Source organism: Flavobacterium cerinum (assembly GCF_024496085.1).
Lineage (GTDB): Bacteria > Bacteroidota > Bacteroidia > Flavobacteriales > Flavobacteriaceae > Flavobacterium > Flavobacterium cerinum_A.
This window is the reverse complement of the sequence record NZ_CP101751.1, coordinates 2,778,148-2,800,206: the sequence shown is the minus strand read 5'-3', so window position 1 is coordinate 2,800,206 and position 22,059 is coordinate 2,778,148. Positions and strand designations below refer to the sequence as shown.

At 37.0% G+C, this 22,059-nt stretch carries 19 protein-coding genes; 10 read left to right on the top strand and 9 right to left on the bottom strand.

The genetic code is table 11. From position 1 onward, the window contains the following. Window positions 1–22 precede the first annotated feature (22 nt). The 6 genes from gldF (at window position 23) to NOX80_RS12485 (ending at window position 6,478) form a co-directional block, all read left to right on the top strand. Window positions 23–748 carry a gliding motility-associated ABC transporter permease subunit GldF gene (gene gldF / locus NOX80_RS12510; RefSeq protein WP_256550128.1) on the top strand — a complete coding sequence of 242 codons (726 nt, stop codon included), beginning with the start codon at window positions 23–25 and terminating at the stop codon, window positions 746–748. Then, the gene (gldG, locus tag NOX80_RS12505; protein ID WP_256550127.1) at window positions 748–2,433 is read left to right on the top strand and encodes a gliding motility-associated ABC transporter substrate-binding protein GldG; all 1,686 of its coding nucleotides are present in this window, start codon (window positions 748–750) and stop codon (window positions 2,431–2,433) included. The genes gldF and gldG overlap by 1 nt, the downstream gene beginning before the upstream one ends. 97 nt (window positions 2,434–2,530) lie before the next feature. After that, the gene (gene dnaN, locus NOX80_RS12500; protein WP_256553009.1) at window positions 2,531–3,649 is read left to right on the top strand and encodes a DNA polymerase III subunit beta; all 1,119 of its coding nucleotides are present in this window, start codon (window positions 2,531–2,533) and stop codon (window positions 3,647–3,649) included. 408 nt (window positions 3,650–4,057) lie between these two features. Further along, entirely contained in the window at window positions 4,058–4,261 is a 204-nt protein-coding gene (locus NOX80_RS12495; RefSeq protein WP_256550126.1) for a hypothetical protein, read from the top strand. A gap of 366 nt (window positions 4,262–4,627) precedes the next feature. Next, on the top strand, window positions 4,628–5,470 hold the full coding sequence (locus tag NOX80_RS12490) for a hypothetical protein (RefSeq protein WP_256550125.1): 843 nt from the start codon (window positions 4,628–4,630) through the stop codon (window positions 5,468–5,470). A gap of 201 nt (window positions 5,471–5,671) precedes the next feature. Beyond that, complete coding sequence (locus tag NOX80_RS12485; protein WP_256550124.1) at window positions 5,672–6,478, top strand: hypothetical protein; 807 nt, start codon at window positions 5,672–5,674, stop codon at window positions 6,476–6,478. 94 nt (window positions 6,479–6,572) lie between these two features. Here the strand turns inward: NOX80_RS12485 and lpdA are convergent, their stop codons facing one another. The 6 genes from lpdA to NOX80_RS12455 form a co-directional block, all read right to left on the bottom strand. Continuing rightward, on the bottom strand, window positions 6,573–7,976 hold the full coding sequence (lpdA, locus tag NOX80_RS12480) for a dihydrolipoyl dehydrogenase (protein ID WP_256550123.1): 1,404 nt from the start codon (window positions 7,974–7,976) through the stop codon (window positions 6,573–6,575). A gap of 202 nt (window positions 7,977–8,178) precedes the next feature. Then, complete coding sequence (locus NOX80_RS12475) at window positions 8,179–8,379, bottom strand: hypothetical protein (protein WP_256550122.1); 201 nt, start codon at window positions 8,377–8,379, stop codon at window positions 8,179–8,181. 27 nt (window positions 8,380–8,406) lie between these two features. Beyond that, window positions 8,407–8,613 carry a hypothetical protein gene (locus NOX80_RS12470; protein WP_256550121.1) on the bottom strand — a complete coding sequence of 69 codons (207 nt, stop codon included), beginning with the start codon at window positions 8,611–8,613 and terminating at the stop codon, window positions 8,407–8,409. 32 nt (window positions 8,614–8,645) lie between these two features. Beyond that, the gene (locus NOX80_RS12465) at window positions 8,646–8,852 is read right to left on the bottom strand and encodes a hypothetical protein (RefSeq protein ID WP_256550120.1); all 207 of its coding nucleotides are present in this window, start codon (window positions 8,850–8,852) and stop codon (window positions 8,646–8,648) included. Between the two features lie 27 nt (window positions 8,853–8,879). After that, complete coding sequence (locus NOX80_RS12460) at window positions 8,880–9,092, bottom strand: hypothetical protein (RefSeq protein ID WP_256550119.1); 213 nt, start codon at window positions 9,090–9,092, stop codon at window positions 8,880–8,882. Between the two features lie 84 nt (window positions 9,093–9,176). Beyond that, the gene (locus NOX80_RS12455; protein WP_256550118.1) at window positions 9,177–9,635 is read right to left on the bottom strand and encodes an Lrp/AsnC family transcriptional regulator; all 459 of its coding nucleotides are present in this window, start codon (window positions 9,633–9,635) and stop codon (window positions 9,177–9,179) included. 190 nt (window positions 9,636–9,825) lie between these two features. On the opposite strand from NOX80_RS12455, the gene NOX80_RS12450 reads away from it, so the two are divergent. Further along, a complete protein-coding gene (locus tag NOX80_RS12450; protein ID WP_256550117.1) occupies window positions 9,826–11,031 on the top strand; it encodes an aminotransferase class I/II-fold pyridoxal phosphate-dependent enzyme in 1,206 nt (401 codons plus the stop codon). 179 nt (window positions 11,032–11,210) lie between these two features. Next, window positions 11,211–13,385, top strand: coding sequence for a S9 family peptidase (locus NOX80_RS12445; protein ID WP_256550116.1), 2,175 nt, complete (start codon window positions 11,211–11,213; stop codon window positions 13,383–13,385). 165 nt (window positions 13,386–13,550) lie between these two features. On the opposite strand, the gene gap is transcribed toward NOX80_RS12445, so the two are convergent. From gap to NOX80_RS12430, 3 genes are all read right to left on the bottom strand, one after another. Then, entirely contained in the window at window positions 13,551–14,552 is a 1,002-nt protein-coding gene (gap, locus tag NOX80_RS12440) for a type I glyceraldehyde-3-phosphate dehydrogenase (RefSeq protein ID WP_256550115.1), read from the bottom strand. 18 nt (window positions 14,553–14,570) lie between these two features. After that, the gene (gene pfkA, locus NOX80_RS12435; RefSeq protein WP_256553008.1) at window positions 14,571–15,557 is read right to left on the bottom strand and encodes a 6-phosphofructokinase; all 987 of its coding nucleotides are present in this window, start codon (window positions 15,555–15,557) and stop codon (window positions 14,571–14,573) included. A 132-nt stretch (window positions 15,558–15,689) separates the two neighbouring features. Next, entirely contained in the window at window positions 15,690–20,120 is a 4,431-nt protein-coding gene (locus NOX80_RS12430) for a translocation/assembly module TamB domain-containing protein (protein ID WP_371926034.1), read from the bottom strand. Window positions 20,121–20,322: 202 nt separating this feature from the next. Between NOX80_RS12430 and tsaD the strand changes: the two genes are divergently transcribed. Both tsaD and NOX80_RS12420 read left to right on the top strand, forming a co-directional pair. Continuing rightward, window positions 20,323–21,345, top strand: coding sequence for a tRNA (adenosine(37)-N6)-threonylcarbamoyltransferase complex transferase subunit TsaD (gene tsaD / locus NOX80_RS12425; protein ID WP_256550113.1), 1,023 nt, complete (start codon window positions 20,323–20,325; stop codon window positions 21,343–21,345). A 1-nt stretch (window position 21,346) separates the two neighbouring features. After that, entirely contained in the window at window positions 21,347–22,054 is a 708-nt protein-coding gene (locus tag NOX80_RS12420) for a 16S rRNA (uracil(1498)-N(3))-methyltransferase (RefSeq protein WP_256550112.1), read from the top strand. Window positions 22,055–22,059: the final 5 nt, after the last annotated feature.

Below are 22,059 nucleotides of genomic sequence, written 5' to 3'. Positions count from 1 at the left end.
ATATAAAACGTACAAAAAATAAATGAAAGCCTTATTATTTAGAGAAATCAAATCCTTTTTCGGATCACCGATAGGTTATTTGGTTATCGCAATTTTTCTGTTGTTAAACGGTCTGTTCCTTTGGGTATTCGAAGGCGATTTCAACATTCTTAAAAGCGGTTTTGCCGACTTAAGTCCTTTTTTCACCTTATCACCCTGGATTTTGATTTTTCTTATCCCGGCCGTAACCATGCGTAGTTTTTCGGACGAAAAGAAGCAAGGAACGATTGAACTGATGCTTACTAAACCTTTGAGTATCTGGGAGATTGTAAACGGTAAATTTCTGGGCGCTTTTTTACTGATTGTTATCGCTATACTGCCTACCGTAATTTATGTTATGGTAATTTCTCAATTTGGAAATCCGGAAGGAAATATAGATATGGGAAGTACATTAGGGTCTTATTTCGGACTTTTATTCCTTATCGCATCTTATACCGCTATCGGTATCTTTACTTCTACTCTTTCCGACAATCAGATTGTCGCTTTTATTATTGCTGTTTTCCTTTGTTTCGTGTTTTATTTCGGTTTCGAAGGTATGTCAGGCTTTATGGGAGCATTCGGCAATACCGTTGCCCGCTTTGGAATGGATTATCATTTTAAGAGTATGAGCCGCGGTGTGATCGATACCCGTGACATTATCTATTTTATCAGTGTAACCGTACTGTTTTTATCGGCTACCGTTTACAAACTTAAATCTCTGAAATGGTAATGAAAGCGCAGCAAAAGAAAAATCTGAAACAGTTCGGGATTGTTATTATTGCCATTATTGCAATCAATTTAATCGGTAATTATATTTTTAAACGTTTTGACTTAACACAGGACAAACGCTATACCTTATCGGAAACCTCTTTGGAAATCATTAAAAGCATCGACAGTCCGTTGTATATTGATGTTTTCCTGGAAGGTCAGTTTCCGGGTGAATTTAAACGATTACAAGCCGAAACCAAACAAATATTAGAAGAATACAAAGCCTATAATCCGAATATCATTTTCCAGTTTGTCAATCCGCTTGAAAAAGAGGAAGAGCGTGAAGCCAACATGAAAATGTTGTACCAACGCGGTTTAAATCCGATCAGTATTACCGTTGACGATCGCGGAAAACAATCGCAGGAAGTGGTTTTTCCGTGGGCTATTGCGACCTATAACGATAAAAGCACCAAAATACAGTTGCTTAAAAATATGATGGGCGCTACCACTGAGGAAAAGGTAATCAGCTCCGTTCAGCATTTGGAATATGCTTTTGCCGATGCTTTCAATAAGATTTCCAAAAGCAAGGAAAAGAAAATTGCCATCATTAAAGGTAACGGTGAATTACATGAATTGCAAATTGCCGACTTCCTGAAGACCATTCGCGAAAGCTATTATATTGGTCCGTTTACGATGGATTCAATTGCTAAAAACCCGGTTAAAACCGTTGAGGCGCTTAAAAAATACGATCTGGCGGTAATCGCTAAACCAACCGAAAAATTTACGGAAGAGGAAAAGCAAGCCCTTGATCAATATATTGTAAATGGCGGTAAAACGTTATGGCTTGTAGATGCTGTTCAAGCTGAAATGGATAGTTTATATAACGATGCCGGAACTATTCTTGCTTTTCCGAGAGATCTGAATCTGAATGACATGTTCTTTAAATACGGTATCCGAATCAGCCCGGCATTAGTAAAAGACGAACAGGCAGCTCCGATAAAACTTGCTTCCGGAGAACGAGGCAGCGCAACTCAATATGAACAGTATTTCTGGAAATACTCCCCTTTTGTATATCCGCAATCTCAAAATCCGATTGTAAAAAATATTGAAGGTGTTCGCTTTGAATTTGCAAATCCGATCGACACATTAAAGAACGGTATCAAGAAAACTATTTTATTGGAATCTTCGCAATATTCCAAATCTGTAGGTACACCGGTTGAAGTGAGTTTGAATATGGTAACGGAAGAAACCAACCCGAAAGATTATCCGGGTGGCGGACGTATACCGGTTTCGGTTTTACTGGAAGGTAAATTCAAATCGATGTACGAAAACCGTATATTACCGTTTAAAGACAGTACGTATAAGACAACGGGCAAAGCCGGTAAAATGATTGTAATCTCAGATGGTGATCTTATTAAAAACCAATTGGATCAGGCTTACCAACCTTTGGAACTGGGATATGACAAATGGACCAACAATCTTTACGGCAATAAGGAATTTCTATTAAACTGTGTGAATTATTTACTGGATGACACCGGACTTATTAACATTAGAAGTAAAGATGTTGATTTACCGTTGCTGGACAAACAGAAAGTTTACGACAGTTATAGTATGATACAGATTCTAACTGTCGGATTACCAATAGTTGTACTGGCCATATTCGGACTATTGTTTACTTTCCTTAGAAAAAGGAAATATTCCCGCTAGTTGTTAATAAAAAATGTTTTTTGATTAATCAGATTACGATATATTTGTGAAATGTAAAATTTAATACCGGATTTTACAAACCTAAAAAAGAAAGATGATGAAGTTTATTGTATCCAGTTCATATTTATTAAAACAATTACAGGTTTTAGGTAGTGTTATTAACAGTAGCAACACCTTACCTATTTTAGATAATTTCTTATTTGAATTAGACAATAACCAACTTAAAGTTTCGGCATCCGATTTAGAGACAACCATGTCGGCCACATTGGAAATCGATTCAACCAGCCAGGGAAGCGTTGCTGTTCCGGCTAAACTTTTATTGGAAATATTAAAAACATTCCCGGAACAACCGTTAACTTTTACAGTAGAAGATAACAACACTGTAGAAATCAGCTCGAATTCCGGTAAATATGCATTGGCTTATGCTCCGGGTGATGAATTCCCTAAAGCTGTAGTATTAGAAGAACCTTCTTCTACTTTGGTTCCTGCCGAAGTTTTGGCAACAGCCGTAAGTAAAACAATCTTTGCAGCCGGTAACGATGATTTACGTCCGGTAATGTCTGGGGTTTTCTTCCAGTTTTCACCGGAAGGTCTTATTTTCGTAGCAACCGATGCACATAAATTGGTAAAATATGCTCGTACAGATGTAAAAGCATCTCAGGTAGCTGATTTTATCATGCCAAAAAAACCATTAAATATTTTAAAAGGTATTCTAGGAGCTTCTGACGCAGAAGTAAAAATTGAATATAACGATTCGAATGCTACTTTCTCTTTTGACAATTATATTTTAACCTGCCGATTAATTGACGGTAAATACCCGAATTATGAAGCAGTTATTCCAAAAGAAAACCCGAATAAATTATTAATGAACCGTACACAGTTTTTAAGTTCGGTACGTCGTGTGGCTATTTTTGCTAACAAAACGACACACCAGATTCGTTTAAAAATTGCCGGTGCCGAGTTAAATATCTCTGCTGAAGATATCGATTACTCAAACAAAGCTGAAGAAAGATTAACTTGTGATTATCAGGGAGATGATATGCAAATCGGATTTAACTCCCGTTTCTTAACGGAGATGTTAACCAATCTGCAATCTGATGAAATCATGTTAGAAATGTCTTTACCAAACCGTGCCGGTATTTTAACTCCGGTTGACGGACTGGATGAAGGTGAAACTGTAACCATGCTGGTAATGCCGGTAATGCTTAACAGCTAAACCCGTTTCATACGCTATAACCAACCCTTTATAACCAAAAGACCGCAAGACCTAATCGGATTGCGGTTTTTTATTTGATCAAGATTCCTATTATATGCATTCAATATTTTTTCAATAAAGGGTAAGATTTGGTAACTAGACCATGTCATCATTAGGCAGTTGTTCTTGCATTTTTGACTTAAAACAACTCAGTCCAAATATAATAATCTTATTAGATCAAAACCACTCATTGACACCATTCTAGTCTATTCGAGCTAGAATATACGCTAAATTATGGAAGACCTGGTTTAAGAATAGGAAAGTTTTCTGTTGAAACGAATAAAAAGCTAAATAATTATAAAAATGCAGCTTAACTTTTTCTTCATTTTTTGTTCTTAGCTCTAACTCCACGCTAAGTTAGCATATCCATTGGGGATTTTTATTATTTTTGAAGGAGAGGAAGCAAGTGAGTCAAAAATAGATGAAAATAAGGCTAAAGTCCTTGAAGATGTTAATAAAACAGCAAAAGAATCTTTCGACCATTCTTTCAACATCAGTATGAATGCCCTAAGGCTTACTTTAGAAAAGCATAAAGATTTAGAGGATGATAAAAAACAAGAGAAGAAACACTAAAAAATAAGAGCTTTATCAAGAGCCATTTGGAGTGAACATATATAAAGAGATAAAATCAATATGGAAATAAACAGGATACATTCGGATCTAAAAAAAATATACCAAGACAAAAAAGAGAGTGACCGTGCATTTCTCTTCAAATTTAAGAATGAGGATGAAAATGAAAAACTGATTACTCTTATGAAAATGGGATTTTGGTCGGTTGCCCCTTTGGGCTTTTATTCTGATAATATATTGAGCATTCGATTAACGCCCGAAAAGCCGTTAAAAAAATCTCCGATAGTGTTTCATAATCATAGCTACCAAGAATGTTTTACATTCGCACCAAATTTACAGTCCATCATTCCGATGTCTTACTTAAGATTTATGGGCAAACCTAAAGCTATAGCAGAACTTCAGGAAAAGATAGAAGGAGCTGTTGATTTATCGGAACCTTTTTTTGACTATTTGGGAGGTGGAGACCTTAATTTCCTGAAGGAGTTCTTGCTCTCGGAAGCCAATCAGGAACGGTTTAAAGACGCGGTCAATCATGAGGATGCGTTTTTCAAAGAATTTTGGGATCATTATTATGACACGCCCGAACAGAAAAAGGCATTTCAATTGTTTGAAAAATTAAAAGAAAAGAGAACCTATCTTCCCGATTATGAGCCAATCAATTATGGTATCTGGAATGAATATGTAGGAAATGTTTTGGCTCAAAGAGCGTTAGGTTTACTCAATATGGAATATGAAGACAAATGGCAGCATCTTTGGCATTGTGCGAAACTACCTCATGGATTCGATTGTGACAATAACGGGTTTAGTAATTATGTGATAAGCTTGGGGAATTCTTATTCTTTGGTTTCGCACTTATCTCATAGTTTTGATTCCGAATGGGAAGACCAATATGCCATGTTCCCGGAAGAAGTACAAAAGCACCCGCTCTTTGAAGCGACAGAAACTATCAGGATCAACGGACAATATGAATACACAGGAGAAAAGCATCTTGAAGCCGCCTCACGCCTGGAAGAAGAATATAAAGCCCCTATCGCTTCATGGAATGCCTTGATAAGTGCGGGTTATTGGGCCGGCAAAAGAGAACGCTTGGATATTGTAGAAAAAGCATGGAAACAGGCAATCGACCTGTCAGAAAAAAATGGTTGGATAGAGATCAATGAAGTTTTAAAAGAGCAACTCACCTTTTATAATCATTACAAGGATAAAGTTTGATTTTTTTGGTATGAAATTCAAACCCAATTAGAAGTGTAAAAGTAGTAATCCGTAAATTTTTTAAAACAATAAATTAACTAAAATTCTTACCTTTCTGGTAATGATTTGCTTACATTTATAGGATAGCTTCCGCAAAATTACAATGCCATAGCAGCATCCGGAGATACCGAGTTTAATTATTTCACCAATTAATTCAAAACCATGAAAAACTGTATTCCATTATTCCTTTTGCTGACACTATTTTTAAACAGTTGTGATCAAAAACAAAAAAAGGCCGATACACCAACACCACAACTGACTTCTCATTTAAAAGATGAAGAAGTCAAGCTTCAGAAGATGTATCAAAAAATTGCAGCTTATCATACCGATGGTAACGATGCTCCTTTGGATTCATTGGAAACTGAAAACATAAAATTTGAAACCGCCTTTTTAAACTGTCTGACTAAAAATCCGGAATCCATACGATATCCTTTTGATTCTTTAAAAAAGGAAAACATTCATATCGTGATCAGTAAGGATTCTTTGTTTAAAATTTATAGCTGGGATACATCGGAAGGCGGTACTATGGTTGATTTTGTAAATATTTTCCAATACCAATCCGGAAAAAATGTACAGTCCAAAATAGTTAAAGAGACAGGGAGCGAAGATGATTATATCCCTTTTTATTCGGAAATTTTCACCTTAAAAAACGGTTCCAAAACATACTACCTGGCGGTAAGTAACGGAATTTACTCCTCTAAAGACGCCAGTCAGTCGATTGCGGTTTTCAGTATTGAAAACAACCAATTGAAAAAGGAAACAAAATTATTTAAAACAAAAGAAGGATTCAAAGATCTACTACAAATTGACTTTGATTTTTTCAGTGTTGTTGACCGACCGGAACGTCCGTTACAATTGATTAAATACGATGATCAAAAGAAACAGATTTCTCTTCCTGTAGTAACGGAAGAAGGCAATGTAACAAATGAGTTTACGATCTACACTTTTACCGGTCAATACTTTGAGTAAACACCAGACAGGTTTTAAAACCTGTCTGGTATAAAAAATAAAAGGGCAGTTCAATGTGAACTGCCCTTTTATTTTTTAATCTATTTTATATTGCTTACACATGTAATGCTCTGTTATCAGTTGCAGCTAAAGCCGCTTCTTTGATAGCTTCCGCAAATGTTGGGTGAGCATGCGACATTCTTGAAATATCTTCAGCTGAAGCTTTGAATTCCATAGCCGTTACCGCTTCTGCAATTAAATCCGCACAACGAGGTCCGATCATATGAACACCTAAAACTTCATCTGTTTTTGCATCCGCTAAAATTTTTACAAATCCGTCAGTATCACCTCCGGCACGAGCACGTCCTAAAGCTTTGAACGGGAAGCTTCCTGATTTATATGCCACACCTGCTTCTTTTAACTGCTCTTCTGTTTTTCCAACAGCCGCTACTTCCGGCCAGGTATATACAACACCCGGAATTAAATTATAGTCGATATGTGGTTTTTGTCCGGCAAGATATTCCGCAACAACCACACCTTCTTCTTCCGCTTTGTGCGCTAACATCGCTCCGCGAACAACATCACCGATTGCATAAATATTAGAAGCCGTTGTTTGTAAATGATCATTTACTTCCACCTGACCTCTTTCGGTAATCTTCACACCGGCTTTGTCTGCATTTAAACCGTCAGTATACGGACGACGTCCTACAGAAATCAAAGCATAATCGCCTTCAAGTGTGATTATTTCACCTTTAGCATTTTCCGCTTTAACCGTTACAACATCACCGTTACGGTCAACAGCCTGAACTTTATGAGACGTATAGAATTTCATTCCTTGTTTTTTCAGCACTTTTGTCAATTCTTTAGACAAACCGGCATCCATTCCCGGAATGATACGATCCATAAATTCAACAACCGAAACCTGAGCACCTAAGCGAAGGTAAACCTGTCCTAATTCAAGACCGATTACACCACCACCGATGATCACTAAGTGTTTCGGAACTTCTTTTAAGTTTAAAGCTTCAGTAGACGTAATGATTCTTTCTTTATCAATCTTGATAAACGGTAAAGAAGACGGTTTTGAACCGGTTGCAATGATTGTATTTTTTGCTTCAATTTTTTCGACTGAACCATCTTTTTTCGTGATTGCGATTGCTGTAGCACTTTCAAAAGAACCTACTCCTTCGAAAACCGCAATTTTATTTTTATCCATCAGGTATTTCACCCCTCCGGCAGTTTGATCAACAACAGCTTGTTTTCGGGCTACCATTTTTTCGATGCTCACTTTTACATCGCCGGTCACTTCGATTCCGTGATCTGCAAAATGAGAAAGTTCTTCATAATGGTGAGATGATGCTAACATGGCTTTGGACGGGATACATCCAACATTTAAACAAGTACCTCCTAATGTGGAATATTTTTCGATTATGGCCGTTTTCATTCCCAATTGTGCGCAACGGATTGCTGCCACATAGCCACCAGGACCCGAACCAATAACAACTACGTCAAATGAACTCATAGTATCTTATATTATGTTGTGTTTTTAAAAATTTCATTACAAAATTAAGGAATTTTGTTTAGACGAAATCGGTTTCTTTTTAAAATAAAACCGGTTTTAACGTTCCTTTAAAACAAGGGTATGTTCCTTGCGGTATTCGTAAAAAAACACCATAAAAAAACCCTGACATCATCAGGGTTTCAATATCTTTTTATTTTTTTGACTACATTACTTCCAGACAGGTATAGACCTGCGGACAAGCAATGTATCGGCGGCAATAAGCCGGTCCGGTCACCGAACCGCTGCAAGAACAGCCGCATAACGACAAATCAGGATCGATTTTTTCAATCTCACCTGTAATGGCACGCTGGTTTTCTTTTGTCAAAACCTGTACGCCTGTAATGTTTAAAAGATTTGTTTTCATGGTATTTGGGATTTGTTTGTTTATATCTTATACCTCGCCGCAAGTATACACCTGAGGACAAGCGAAATAACGATCACAATAAGAAGGTCCGGTTACTGCTCCGCTGCAAGAGCATCCGCATTTGGATAAATCGAACGGTCCTGTTTCTTCTACAAATACCTGTCCGTAAATTTGTCTTTGGTTTTCTTTTGTTAAAACCTGTACACCCGTAATATTTAAAAGATTAGATTTCATAATCATGTTATTTTTTTCTTTTAATATCTGATTTATATTTGGTTATCATCGCATCGATATACCTGTAAACAACCAATATGAAGACTACAATAAGCCGGTCCGGTTACCGCTCCGCTACAAGAACATCCGCATTTGGATAAATCGATAGGTTCTTCTACAAACACCTGTCCGTAAATTTGTCTTTGATTTTCTTTTGACAATACCTGTACACCTGTAATGTTTAATAAACTTGATTTCATAATATAATTTTTAGTAGGTTAGTATTTTTAAGAAAGCACTGCTGTAGCGTCTCCACAAGTATATACCTGCGGACAAGCAATATAATCGGAACAATAGAAAGGTCCGGTTACTGCTCCGCTGCAAGAGCAACCACATAATGATAGATCAGGATTTTTTCCGCCAGCCTGGCCTACTACGGCTCTTTGGCTTTCTTTTGACAATACCTGTACGCCGGCAATGTTCAGAATGTTTGTTTTCATAAGTTATTTTGGTTTGATTAATTATCTGCCAAAATAATAAAATATTCGCAAAATGCAATATAAATAATTACAAAATAGTGCAAATTAAATTATGAAAGCCGTTGTATTTTTAACCTGCCCGATCATAAATGTACTATGTGTACTTCCGATATGTTGTAATGTCGTTAACTTCGTAACCATAAACTCCCGATATTCCTCCATATCCTTAACGCATATTTTTAGAATATAATCGTAATCACCGCTCACATGAAAGCATTCCAGGACTTCATTTAATTGTACTACTTCTTTCTCAAATTGACTGATAAATTCACGTGTATGTTGCGTTAATTTCAAATGACAGAATACGACGAAGCCTTTCTCGATCTTATTTCGGTTTAATAAGGCTACATAACGAGAAATAATCCCTTCCTTTTCAATTTTCTTGATTCGTTCGTAGACAGCCGTAACCGATAAATTTAATTTTAAGGAAAGTTCCTTATTGGTCAGTTTACAATCAGTTTGCAATAATTGCAGCAATTTTTTATCAATGTTATCAAATTTCATCGTGATCTTTATACTAATTAAAAAAATTTGGTCAAAACACTATTAATCCTTTTAAAACCAAAAAATAAACTACAAATATATATTTTAATAGTTTTATTATCTAAGTTACAACTATATTATTGACTTTTTTTCATCAATAACTTTATTTTGGCTTTTTAATAGAGTCTCTAACACAACTAACTATAAAAGCATGAAAAATTTTAACCCGGCTGATAAAATTCAGGATTTACAGTATTTTGGGGAATTCGGAGGCGTTAACCCATCCATTTCCGATTCTTCTACTTATACTTTCCTGTCGGCCAAAACCATGTTCGATACCTTCGAAGGAAATGCAGAAGGTTGTTACCTGTATTCCCGTCACTCATCTCCGAGTAACTTATACTTAGGAGAAGCTTTGGCCGCTATGGAAGGAACAGAAACAGCTAACGTAGCCGCTTCCGGAATGGGTGCTATTACGCCTACTCTTTTACAATTGTGTAAAGCCGGAGAGCATATTGTTTCCAGCCGTACGATTTACGGAGGAACTTATGCATTCCTGAAAAACTTTATGCCACGTCTGGATATTAAAACCACATTTGTTGATATTACTAAATTAGACGTTGTAGAAGCTGCTATTTTACCGACAACAAAAGTATTATACTGTGAAACGGTAAGTAATCCGCTTTTGGAAGTAGCCGATATCGAGAGTTTAGCGAAAATTGCTAAAAAACACAACCTGACTTTAGTTGTTGACAATACTTTTTCACCTTTATCAGTAGCGCCAGCAAAAATGGGTGCTGATGTGGTGATTCACAGTTTAACCAAATACATCAACGGAAGTAGCGATACGGTTGGCGGTGTCGTATGCGGAACACAGGATTTTATCAATTCTCTGAAAAGTGTAAACGACGGAGCAAGTATGCTTTTAGGGCCAACAATGGACAGTTTACGTTCGGCAAGTATCTTAAAAAACCTGAGAACGTTACACATCCGTATGAAACAACACAGCCATAATGCAATGTATCTGGCTCAAAAATTTGAAAATGACGGAATCAAAACGGTTTATCCGGGATTAGAAAGTCACCCGAGCCATCAATTATACAAAGGAATGATTAATCCGGAATACGGTTTTGGCGGTATGATGACCATTGATGTCGGTTCATTAGATAAAGCCAATGCCTTAATGGAATTGATGCAAAATCGTAATTTAGGTTACCTGGCGGTAAGTTTAGGTTTTTATAAAACATTATTCAGCGCTCCGGGAACGTCAACATCTTCAGAAATTCCGTTGGAAGAACAAGCCGAAATGGGATTAACAGACGGATTGATCCGTTTCTCAATCGGATTGGATAACGATATTGAGAGAACCTATCAGATGATGAAAGATTGTATGAAGGAACTTTCGATTTTAAATTAAGTTTTTAGTTTTTTTTAGTTTAAGTCCGTTTAAGATTTTTATGTCTTGAGCGGATTTTTTGTTTGTAACAAAATCGGCTTTCCTGCCACTAATGAGTCATTATAGCATTTTTGTGTCGCTATTAACACTATAATACTATAAGTTTAAATAAATTTAGCCTTTTAAAATTCTATTATTAAATGAAAAAGTACACTTTACTGTTTCTTCTAACCGGTTCGATGACATTTGCGCAGCGAAACCTGACGATCGAAGAAGCAACAACCGGTTTGCGTACGTATGCCCCTAAATCGATGTTAGCCACGCAATGGCAAAAAGACGTAAGAGCCATCACCTATCTCGACAACACCTACCAGAATCTGGTAACCCGAAAAGAAGACAATCAATGGAAAGAAGTGGCATTATTGAGTAAAGATGATGTTCAAAATGCCTTGAAAGCCAAATTTCCACAGGATGAGTTCAATTTAAGAATGTTTCCTTATGCCTATGAGTGGAAAGATAAAAACACGCTTACTTTTGAAGTGTCCGGAAAAAAAGCGAATTATATCGTAGAATTTGACGTAACGCAAAAAAGCATTACAAAAGCACTATCAATTCCGACAGATGCTTCTAATCAGTTAGCTACGGAAACTAAAAATCGTATTGCCTGGTTAGCTAAAAACAATATCCGTATCACCGATGCTAACGGAAAAACAATCGAAGTAACAAACGATGAGAACAGCGGAATTGTAAACGGAAGTGATTATACACACCGTCAGGAATTCGGAATTCACCAGGGAATGTGGTGGAATAAATCCGGTGATAAACTGGCTTACTACCGAAAAGATGAAACTATGGTAACCAATTATCCTTTGGTTGATTTCGGAGCGCGTGTAGCGGAAGTAAAAGATATTAAATATCCGATGGCCGGAATGAAAAGTGAAGAAGTAACTTTGGTGATCTTTGATGCAAATACCAATAACAAAGTAACTTTAAAAACAGGAGAGCCGAAAGAACAATATTTAACTTGTGTAACCTGGGATCCAAGCGGAAAATACATTTATGTCGGTTTATTAAACCGCGAACAAAATCATTTGAAGCTAAACAAATACGATGCAGCTTCCGGTAATCTGATTACTACTTTATTCGAAGAAAAAGCCGCTACTTATGTAGAGCCGCAACACAATCTGACTTTTGTACCGAATAATCCGAATCAGTTTTTATATCAGACGGAAAACGAAGGATATAACCAATTGTATTTATACAACACTGACGGAAAATTGATTAAAAAATTAGGTTATAAAGATGTAGTAGTAAAAGATCTTTTGGATTTTGATGCAAAAGGAAATAAAATCAGCTATATCGGAACGGCTAATAACGGATTGGATCGTCAGTTATATGAAGTAGATTTAAAATCCGGTAAAACAACTGTAATAACCGGCGTAAGCGGAACTCACACTGCCAGTTTAAGTTCAGACGGATCATATTATTTTGATCAATATAGTAATACAACTACACCAAACGAAGCGGCAATCGTAAACGTAAAATCGAAAAAAGCGACATCGTTAATCACTGCCGAAAATCCATATGCCGGAAAAATCAACATGCCGAAAATGGAATTGGTTACGATTACATCTGCCGACGGTAAAACACCTTTAAACGGTCGTCTTATTTACCCTGCTAATTTTGATGCTACCAAAAAATATCCGGTAATGGTTTATGTTTACGGTGGTTCTCATGCGCAATTGGTAAACAACCGTTGGTTAGGCGGAGCGACACTTTTCGATTATTATATGGCACAACAAGGATATGTTGTATTTACATTGGATAACCGCGGAAGTGATTCCAGAGGAAAAGATTTTTGTCATGTAAATCACCGTAAATTAGGTCAGAATGAAATGGCTGATCAAATGAAAGGTGTTGAATTCTTAAAATCAAAATCGTTTGTAAATCAGGAAAAAATCGGAGTTTACGGATGGAGTTTCGGAGGATTTATGACAATTTCATTAATTCTGAACCAAAGCGATACTTTTAAAGTAGGTGTTGCCGGTGGTCCTGTAACCGACTGGAAATATTATGAGGTAATGTATGGTGAGCGTTATATGGATACGCCGCAGGAAAATCCGGAAGGTTATGAAAAATCAAGTGTAATCAATAAAGCAAACCAATTAAAAGGTGATTTATTGGTAATTCACGGTGCTCAGGACCCGGTTGTGGTACAACAACAAAGTATGGGGTTTATCGAAGCTTGTATTAAAGCCGGTAAACAAGTTGACTATTTCTTATATCCTACACACGAACATAATGTATCAGGAAGAGATCGTATCCACTTAAATGAAAAAATCGCTCGTTATTTCGATTTGCATTTAAAAAATTAAATGATATACCTGACAGGTTTTAAAAAACTGTCAGGTATAATCATGTCGGTTTAAAAACCTGACGATATATCACCCATTACAAACCCGACAGGTTTTTAAAACCTGTCGGGTATAAATAAAAAAGCCTTCTCAAATGAGAAGGCTTTTTTATTGGTATTTTCTATATTATAATTGTCCGGCGTAAACGGCAAGATCAATCAATTTAGCAGAATAACCGTATTCGTTATCATACCAGGAAACGATTTTATAGAAAGTCGAATTTAATTCAATTCCGGCTTTAGAATCGACGATACTCGTTCTTGTATCGGATACAAAATCCTGAGAAACCACATCATCTTCGGTAAACCCGATGATACCTTTCATTTCATTTTCAGATGACTTTTTTAATACCTCCATAATTTCAGCATAGGACGTTTCTTTCTGAAGTTTTACCGTCAAATCCACAACCGAAACATCTGCAACCGGTACGCGCATCGCCATTCCTGTTAATTTCCCTTTTAATTCCGGGATCACTTTTGTTACCGCTTTAGCCGCACCGGTCGAAGCCGGAATAATATTAACCAAAGCCGAACGTCCGCCACGGAAATCTTTTTTAGAAGGTCCGTCAACCGTTAATTGCGTTGCTGTAGTAGCATGAATCGTAGTCATTAATCCTTCTACAATTCCGAAATTATCGTTTAAAACTTTAGCTAACGGCGCCAGACAGTTAGTCGTACAAGATGCATTTGAAATGATCGTATCAGCTGCTGTCATTTTATCGTGATTAACCCCCATAATAAACATCGGAGCATCTGCTGAAGGTGCTGAAATTACTACTTTTTTCGCTCCGCCTGTAATATGCGTCTGCGCTTTTTCTAAGGTCGTAAAAATACCGGTACAATCGGCAATTACTTCCGCACCGGCTTCATCCCATTTTAATAACGACGGATCTTTTTCGGCTGTAACGCGAATAAATTTATCGTTTACATATAACTGACCGTCTTTTACTTCCACTTTTCCGTCAAAACGTCCGTGAACCGAATCGTATTTTAACAGGTAAGCTAAATGATCAACTGCTAGTAAATCGTTAATCGCTACTACTTCTACATTATCTCTTTTAATGGTTTCTCTAAAAACAATTCTTCCGATTCTTCCGAATCCGTTAATTCCTAATTTTACTTTCATCATATTCTTTCTTAAAAATTATTAAATCGAAACTATTTCGGAAACGCGTAACAATTCTCTGTCGATTTCCGAATGTCCCTTAACTGCTTGTTCTAATGGTGTTAATTCGACCTTATCATTGATTAATCCGGCCATAAAATTGGATTTTCCTTCCAATAGTGATTCTACGGCCTTTACCCCTAAACGGCTGGCCAGAACCCTGTCGAAACAAGATGGCGATCCACCGCGTTGCATATGACCTAAAACCGATACACGAACGTCATATTCCGGTAAATTCTGTTCAACATAATCTCCTAATTCAAAAACGTTTTTCCCGATTCTATCGCCTTCAGCCACCACAACTATACTCGATGATTTTCCGGAGGCTTTACTTTTGCGCAGGGATTCCAGTAATCGTTCCAATCCCAGGTTTTCTTCCGGAATCAGAATATCTTCCGCTCCGGCACCAATACCGGCATTTAAAGCAATATGTCCGGCATCACGCCCCATTACCTCTACAAAAAATAACCGGTTATGCGAACTGGCCGTATCTCTGATTTTATCAATCGCTTCGACCACTGTATTCAGGGCTGTATCAAATCCTAGTGTGTGACTTGTTCCGTAGATATCATTGTCGATAGTTCCGGGAATTCCCATAATCGGGAAATTGAATTCTCTGTTAAACACCAATCCGCCGGTAAAACTTCCGTCACCTCCGATGATCACTAAAGCGTCAATTCCGGCTTTTTTCAGATTATCATGTGCTTTTTTACGGCCTTCGGGTGTCATAAATTCTTTTGAACGTGCCGATTTTAGTATCGTTCCGCCTTTATTCACAATATTGTTTACCGAACGCGGTCCCATTTCTTTAAAATCACCTTCTATCATTCCCTGAAACCCGCGGTAGATTCCGGCGCATTCAATATTATGATAGGCACAGGTTCGTACTACAGATCGAATGGCTGCATTCATACCCGGCGAATCCCCTCCGGATGTGAGCACACCGATCTTCTTAATTGTTTCTGACATCATAAATTCGTTTATTGTAAATTTAATAAATAAACACGAGATACCTTACAGAATACAGGCATATTTAGCAAAAACCTAACATTCGTAACGTAGTAAAAATAAAGAAGTGTTGTTGTTTAGTTGTTGGTGCTTTTACTCGATATCCGGCACCTTTTGCTGATCCTTTTTCGGTTCTTCAGCGTTTTTGTTTTTACGGTCTTCGATAAACTTGATAAAGTCCGGAGCCAAATCCGAATCCGGTAAATGATCCGTCGGATTGGTTGTATCTTTTTCTTTAACTTTTGTAAATATCTTACGCCATAATTCGCGCATCGTATCAAAATCGACTTCATATGAAAGTCCGATACCTTGCGTATAACCGATACCTTCCCCGATATAATTGATATCATTTTCACGGTTAAAGGCTCTGGCTTTTAAGGTTCCGTCTTTATTCAAACGCAATTGAATTTCAACGTCACCTACAATCACCGATTCCTGATTACCTCCCACCGGTACACCAAATCTACCGTTAATTGTAATACGATCGTCAATTTGCGAGGAAACGGTTAAACCTACTTTTCCTTGTGTCTGTGCAAATGGTGTTCTGTCGCCCTGAACAAAGTTAAAACCTACTTTCACTTTATCATCACTACCGGCGAAAATATCATCAAAAATAGAGCTGGCCCGTTCAAATAAACTTCCGTAAACCGAACTTGAAGCACTTTCTGCCGAAAGGAAACCACCGGTTCCCAATAAAGCAAGTGCCTGCGTCTGACGAACGTCTCTGTCACTTAATTTATAATCAATTTCCGATTTTAATACCGAACTAACACTCGGGAATTCAATTCTGAAATCCGGTTCCGGGTTACTTAAATTACCGTTCAGCATAATATATACTTCGGTTGGCACTTTACGGCTAAATGAAGCATTGTCCAGAATTACAGCCGGATTGGCTTCTGTTTTATAAATCGCCTGTAGGTTTAGCGCGGCATTCATCGGGTTACCGTCCCAACGGATGGTACCGTATTCTTTTACTTCAAATTTCTTATCAATCAATCCCAGATATTTGAAGTTATATTCTCCTTTATACGTCTGGAAATCACCCCACATGTTGAATTTACCCATCGTATTGATCTCCATCGTGATAAAACCTTCTCCTTTTCCTTTCATACCATGACCGGTATTTTTGTCGAGGATAATTTCAATGTCGGCATCACGGGTGATACGGAATTCAAATTTCAATTCAATTCCCTTAAATTTATTCAATACGACTTCTTCCAATCCTTTTTGCTTGGCTTCTTTCTCTTTTTTACTCAGGAAATGGATAAATGAATTATTACCGATACCTTGTGCATCATTCAACGGAATTTTAATATTGGTTCCTTTGTTGGATTCGGCATCCATTTCGATATACAAATTGTTAACCGGACCGGTAATTGAAGCTTCTCCCTTGATAAAAGCTCTTCCGTAATAAATAGCATCCTCATGATCCTGTGTATCCAAACCGAGTAAATTATCCGATCTTAATTTTAAATCCAGTTGCCAGTCTTCCAGTTTTTTATGTCGAATCGTACCGTTTAACGTTCCTTTAGTTTTTTCTTTCGTATCGGTCAGTTCTATATTTCTAAAAATAAACTGATCTTCCGTCAGATTAATTAGCGCATTTTCTTCAAAATTATAATCCACGCCGAGATACGGGACTTTCATCCCGGCTTCATTCAGGTACAAGCTTCCGTCGACTTCCGGATTTTTGACACTTCCGGCAATCGAGGCCCTACCCGATGCAAAACCGCGCATATCGGAGAAGATACTACCCAATAACGGTCCTAACGGACTAATATTAAACCTTGTAAATCCGGCATTCAACGCCAGTATACTTTCTTTATTGATGATTTCAATATTTCCGTTTAAAAAGAAATTCTCAACGTGATCGTTAATAATCGATGAATTCACATTAAACTTACGGAATGAATCTTCTCCGGTTACTTCCAGATTTAGATCTCCCATCAGCACATGATTCACTTTCAGGGAATCAACGGTCAACGCCGCAGTCGGTAAATAAATTGCCTTATTTTGTTCCAGATTGACTTCACCGTTTAACTGACCGGCAAAAGACATATTTTCGAGAGCCGGTGTTACTTTTTCGAGATCAACATCATTAAACGACAATCGGAGTTGCTTATAGGTCGAATCTTTTAAAATCCCTTCTAACTCCACTTTCTGGTCATTATGGGACATGATAATCTTTTCGATCGAGAAGTCTGTTAGTTTTTTATTGAAAACCACTTTATTGTCTTTCGTATCTTTTTCGTTCAGGAACCATAAATAATCCCTGAAATTGATTTCCGATTTTTTAAGCCCGACAACCGATTGGTTCTTTTCATTGATCGTATGATAAAGGTTCAGGTTGAAAAAATCCTGATTTTTCGGTCCGCCTTTAAACTCCGAACGGACAAAAAGCGTATCGTTCATTGTTACATTAATCAAACTAAAATCCGAAATCTTATAGGCCTTGGTCTTAATACTATCCAGTTCGACATAGGCATTATATAACGGGTTTTTGTTATCGACATCAATACGAATGTTTTCAAAGGTATTGTTATACGCAATTACACTCGGCGATGAGAAATCCAGCTGAAAATCGCCTTTATCCGCATCAATCCGACCTTTTAAGACCGTATTTTCACTTACAATTACTTTTGGCAGGAATATTTCAACGATCTTATTATAAATCACAAAATCAAAATCCAGAAACTGTCCGGGTTTTAGCTTATTGGGCGAATAGTTGGCATATAAACTTCCCAAAGCATTTTCGATGATTTTACGCACCTGTTTGATTTCATATTTCCCTACGACCTTTCCTTCAATAATATCCGGAGAATTGATTGTAATCGTTCTTACTTTCTGTTCGTCAAAAACGGATTCTACCTGAAAATCCTGGAAGAAATAACTGTCAGTACTGTTTTGATAAGACGCATTTATCACGTTTAGTTTTCCGGCCAGATCATCTAACGTATTTCCTTTGGCATTGAATTTTAACTCTCCTTTAAAAATAGAAAGGGAATCTTTTTTCATAAAATTCAACAAATGTAAATCAGCATAATCAATCTGCGCCTGAAAGTCATAATTCTTCATTCGCGAACTCATATCGATTAATCCGTTAAAATCCATTTTCAGATTCGGATCATTACTGTTCAGATAGCCTTTAAAGTAAGGCATTTTCATTTTACCGTCGATCGTAATATTCTGATACGTATACTTATTATACGTTAAACTTTGAACTTTTCCTTTAACACTGGTATCCAAGTATTTTTTATTGAATCCTTTCCCGTTTACATCCAGATCAAGCGTGGCTCTTCCCAAATCTTTTTCATTAACCAATGACCCCAGATCAAAATTATTTAGGGAAACAACACCTTTATAGGTCGCATTATCAATATTGTTGATATTGGTCATGGCTAGCTTTGTATTCAATTCTCCCAGACCGGACATCAGATAAACATCCGCGTCGATTTGTGTCTTAGTAACCATAATATCACCAACCAGGTCTACTCTACCCAATTTATGTAGTGTTTCCGGAAGACTCTTACCCAATACACGCGGCAGGATTGTTTTAAGACTGGTATAATTCGATGTAATACGATCGAAATTACCTTTCATGTAGAATTCTCCTTTTTTATTGAACAGGTTTCTGAAATTAACCGTTCCGATAATTTCAGAATCATTCGTATCCAATAATCTCAGATCGTGTGTTGTAAAATTATTTAACGTACCGGTAAGATGTGTTGCCAGATAGAATCGTTGGTTTTTCCCAAACTCATTATAGAAAAAATTCAGCTCATTAGACGAAACTGACGCTTTTTCCATGTTAACATCAAAGACCACTTTATTATTAAAATCTGAAAAATCTTTCGGTTTGTATTTCATGATAACATCACCAATCAACGTAGACTCTTTTGTTTTAAGATTCAGTTTTTCCAGTCGGATATTCTCTTTCGAATACGTAAAATCGGTAATCAGATTTTCCACCACTAACCCTCTGTGATCCTGAAATGCCAATTGCTTGATGTCGGCCGTTACGACCGGTCCTTTAATTTTAAAGAAATCCACTTTTCCGTTAAGTCGGGTAAAATCAAGTACTTTCGGATGTTCCAGATTTTCATCGATCAGGCGAAAACGACTGGATGTCACATTCATTTGTTCGACTTTCATCAGGAATTTTCCGCTTCCATCCTTACCGTCATCAAAAGCGGCAATAAATTCATCCAGATTGGTTTTATCCTCTCCTTTGTATTTTTTCATTTTCAGATTCAATCCGTCAATGCTGGTTTTACCGAAAATTAGCTTTCCGTTGGCCAGTTTTTTAAAATCAAGAATATTCGTCTGAAGTCGGTTGATATAGAAAAGTGTGTCTTTATGCTTATCAGCGGTATAAATTCCTTTGATTTTTACACCTCCGAAAACCGTAATAGCAATCTTATCGATATGCATATCGGTTCCAAATTTTTCATTTAATTCTTTAGTAGCATATTTCGCTATGGCAGTTTGCACAAAAGGCAATGATAATGCTATGCCTAATAGCAACAAAAATAGGATTAAGCCTACAATTACGCGAAATAGTATTTTTTTTAATTTTTTGATAGTCCTATTTGTTTTAAATTTGTCGGATTGACTCGTAAATTTAAGCAATTCGTAGGAATAAAACTATTATTTTTTTACCGCCGGAATTTACAATTCAAAGATAATACAGTCGTTGGAAAATCCACTCAAAAATGATGCCTTTTTTATGACAAAATCACCCGTATATATACTTGCTATCGAGAGTTCATGCGATGACACCGCAGCTGCCGTTTTACAAGACAATAAAGTCCTGTCAAATGTCGTAGCAAGACAGTCTGTTCACGAAGAATATGGCGGTGTAGTTCCGGAGCTTGCTTCGCGTGCGCACCAACAAAATATTGTCCCAGTTATTGATGTTGCTTTAAAGAAAGCCAATATTGAAAAAGCCCAGGTTTCCGCTATTGCTTTTACGCAAGGTCCCGGTTTAATGGGTTCACTTTTAGTGGGAAGCTCCTTTGCCAAATCAATGGCTATGGCGCTGAACGTTCCGTTGATTGCCGTAAACCATATGCATGCTCATATTTTAGCACATTTTATCGACGAAGAAAACTACGATAAACCGGAATTCCCTTTTTTGGCGCTGACTATATCAGGCGGTCATACACAAGTGGTTTGCGTTGATAGTTTTTTTGATATGACCATTATCGGAGAAACAACCGATGACGCTGTTGGTGAAGCTTTTGACAAAAGTGCCAAAATACTTGGTTTGCCTTATCCCGGCGGACCGTTAATAGACAAATACGCGCAATTGGGAAATCCAAAAGCCTATCCGTTTACCAAACCCAAAGTAGACGGTTTAAACTTTAGTTTTAGCGGTTTAAAAACGCAGATTCTGTATTTTATTCAGAAAAATGTAGCTCAGGATCCCGATTTTATCGAAAAGAACATCAATGACATTTGTGCCTCCATTCAATATACGATCATTCAAATTCTGATGGACAAAATTAAAATGGCGGTAAAAGAAACCGGAATCAAACAAATAGCCATTGGCGGCGGTGTATCGGCCAATTCCGGTATTCGAACAACATTAAAAGAAACCGAACAAAAATACGGTTGGAAAACCTTTATCCCTAAATTCGAATATACCACCGATAATGCCGCGATGATCGGTATTGTAGGTTATCATAAATTTTTGGAAAATCAGTTTAATGATGCTTCCGTAGTATCGAAAGCAAGAATCGAATTTTAGTATGCAATTATTCTATACGCCCGAAATAAATGAACAGCTAAAAACGTTTTCTTTTGATAAAGAAGAAAGCAAACACATTGTTAAAGTATTGCGTAAACACGAAGGTGATATTTTAAAAGTAACCAATGGTTTAGGCTATTTATTTACTACTGAAATTATATTGGCAACCGACAAAAAGTGTACGGTGCAAATCACGGATTCTATCTTTTATCAACCGAACGATTTTTACATTCATATGGCCGTTGCGCCAACCAAAATGAACGATCGTTACGAATGGTTTTTAGAGAAAGCAACCGAGATCGGAGTTAATGAAATTACGCCTATTATTTGTGATCATTCTGAACGAAAAGTCATTAAAACCGAACGTTTTGACAAAATCATACAATCGGCGATGAAGCAATCATTACAATTTCATCTTCCTAAATTAAACGAACCGATCACCTTTAAGCAATTTTTAGCACAAAAACAGCAAGGGAATTTATGTATTGCACATTGTGAAGAAACACAAAAAACATTACTAAAAAACGTTATACAACCCAATGAACGCTACACGATTCTGATAGGTCCGGAAGGCGATTTTTCGGAAAAGGAAATTCAAAATGCACTGGAATTAAACTATCAGCCTGTTTCATTAGGGAATACCCGTTTACGCACGGAGACCGCTGCAATTGTAGCCTGCCATAGTATTGTTTATGCTAACGAACAATAAAAATC

Coding starts and splice junctions, on each gene's coding strand:
- gldF (WP_256550128.1), top strand. CDS start 23: ATGAAAGCCTTATTATTTAGAGAAATCAAATCCTTTTTCGGATCACCG.
- gldG (WP_256550127.1), top strand. CDS start 748: ATGAAAGCGCAGCAAAAGAAAAATCTGAAACAGTTCGGGATTGTTATT.
- dnaN (WP_256553009.1), top strand. CDS start 2,531: ATGAAGTTTATTGTATCCAGTTCATATTTATTAAAACAATTACAGGTT.
- NOX80_RS12490 (WP_256550125.1), top strand. CDS start 4,628: ATGGGCAAACCTAAAGCTATAGCAGAACTTCAGGAAAAGATAGAAGGA.
- NOX80_RS12485 (WP_256550124.1), top strand. CDS start 5,672: ATGAAAAACTGTATTCCATTATTCCTTTTGCTGACACTATTTTTAAAC.
- lpdA (WP_256550123.1), bottom strand. CDS start 7,976: ATGAGTTCATTTGACGTAGTTGTTATTGGTTCGGGTCCTGGTGGCTAT.
- NOX80_RS12475 (WP_256550122.1), bottom strand. CDS start 8,379: ATGAAAACAAATCTTTTAAACATTACAGGCGTACAGGTTTTGACAAAA.
- NOX80_RS12470 (WP_256550121.1), bottom strand. CDS start 8,613: ATGAAATCTAATCTTTTAAATATTACGGGTGTACAGGTTTTAACAAAA.
- NOX80_RS12465 (WP_256550120.1), bottom strand. CDS start 8,852: ATGAAATCAAGTTTATTAAACATTACAGGTGTACAGGTATTGTCAAAA.
- NOX80_RS12460 (WP_256550119.1), bottom strand. CDS start 9,092: ATGAAAACAAACATTCTGAACATTGCCGGCGTACAGGTATTGTCAAAA.
- NOX80_RS12455 (WP_256550118.1), bottom strand. CDS start 9,635: ATGAAATTTGATAACATTGATAAAAAATTGCTGCAATTATTGCAAACT.
- NOX80_RS12450 (WP_256550117.1), top strand. CDS start 9,826: ATGAAAAATTTTAACCCGGCTGATAAAATTCAGGATTTACAGTATTTT.
- NOX80_RS12445 (WP_256550116.1), top strand. CDS start 11,211: ATGAAAAAGTACACTTTACTGTTTCTTCTAACCGGTTCGATGACATTT.
- gap (WP_256550115.1), bottom strand. CDS start 14,552: ATGATGAAAGTAAAATTAGGAATTAACGGATTCGGAAGAATCGGAAGA.
- pfkA (WP_256553008.1), bottom strand. CDS start 15,557: ATGTCAGAAACAATTAAGAAGATCGGTGTGCTCACATCCGGAGGGGAT.
- tsaD (WP_256550113.1), top strand. CDS start 20,323: ATGACAAAATCACCCGTATATATACTTGCTATCGAGAGTTCATGCGAT.
- NOX80_RS12420 (WP_256550112.1), top strand. CDS start 21,347: ATGCAATTATTCTATACGCCCGAAATAAATGAACAGCTAAAAACGTTT.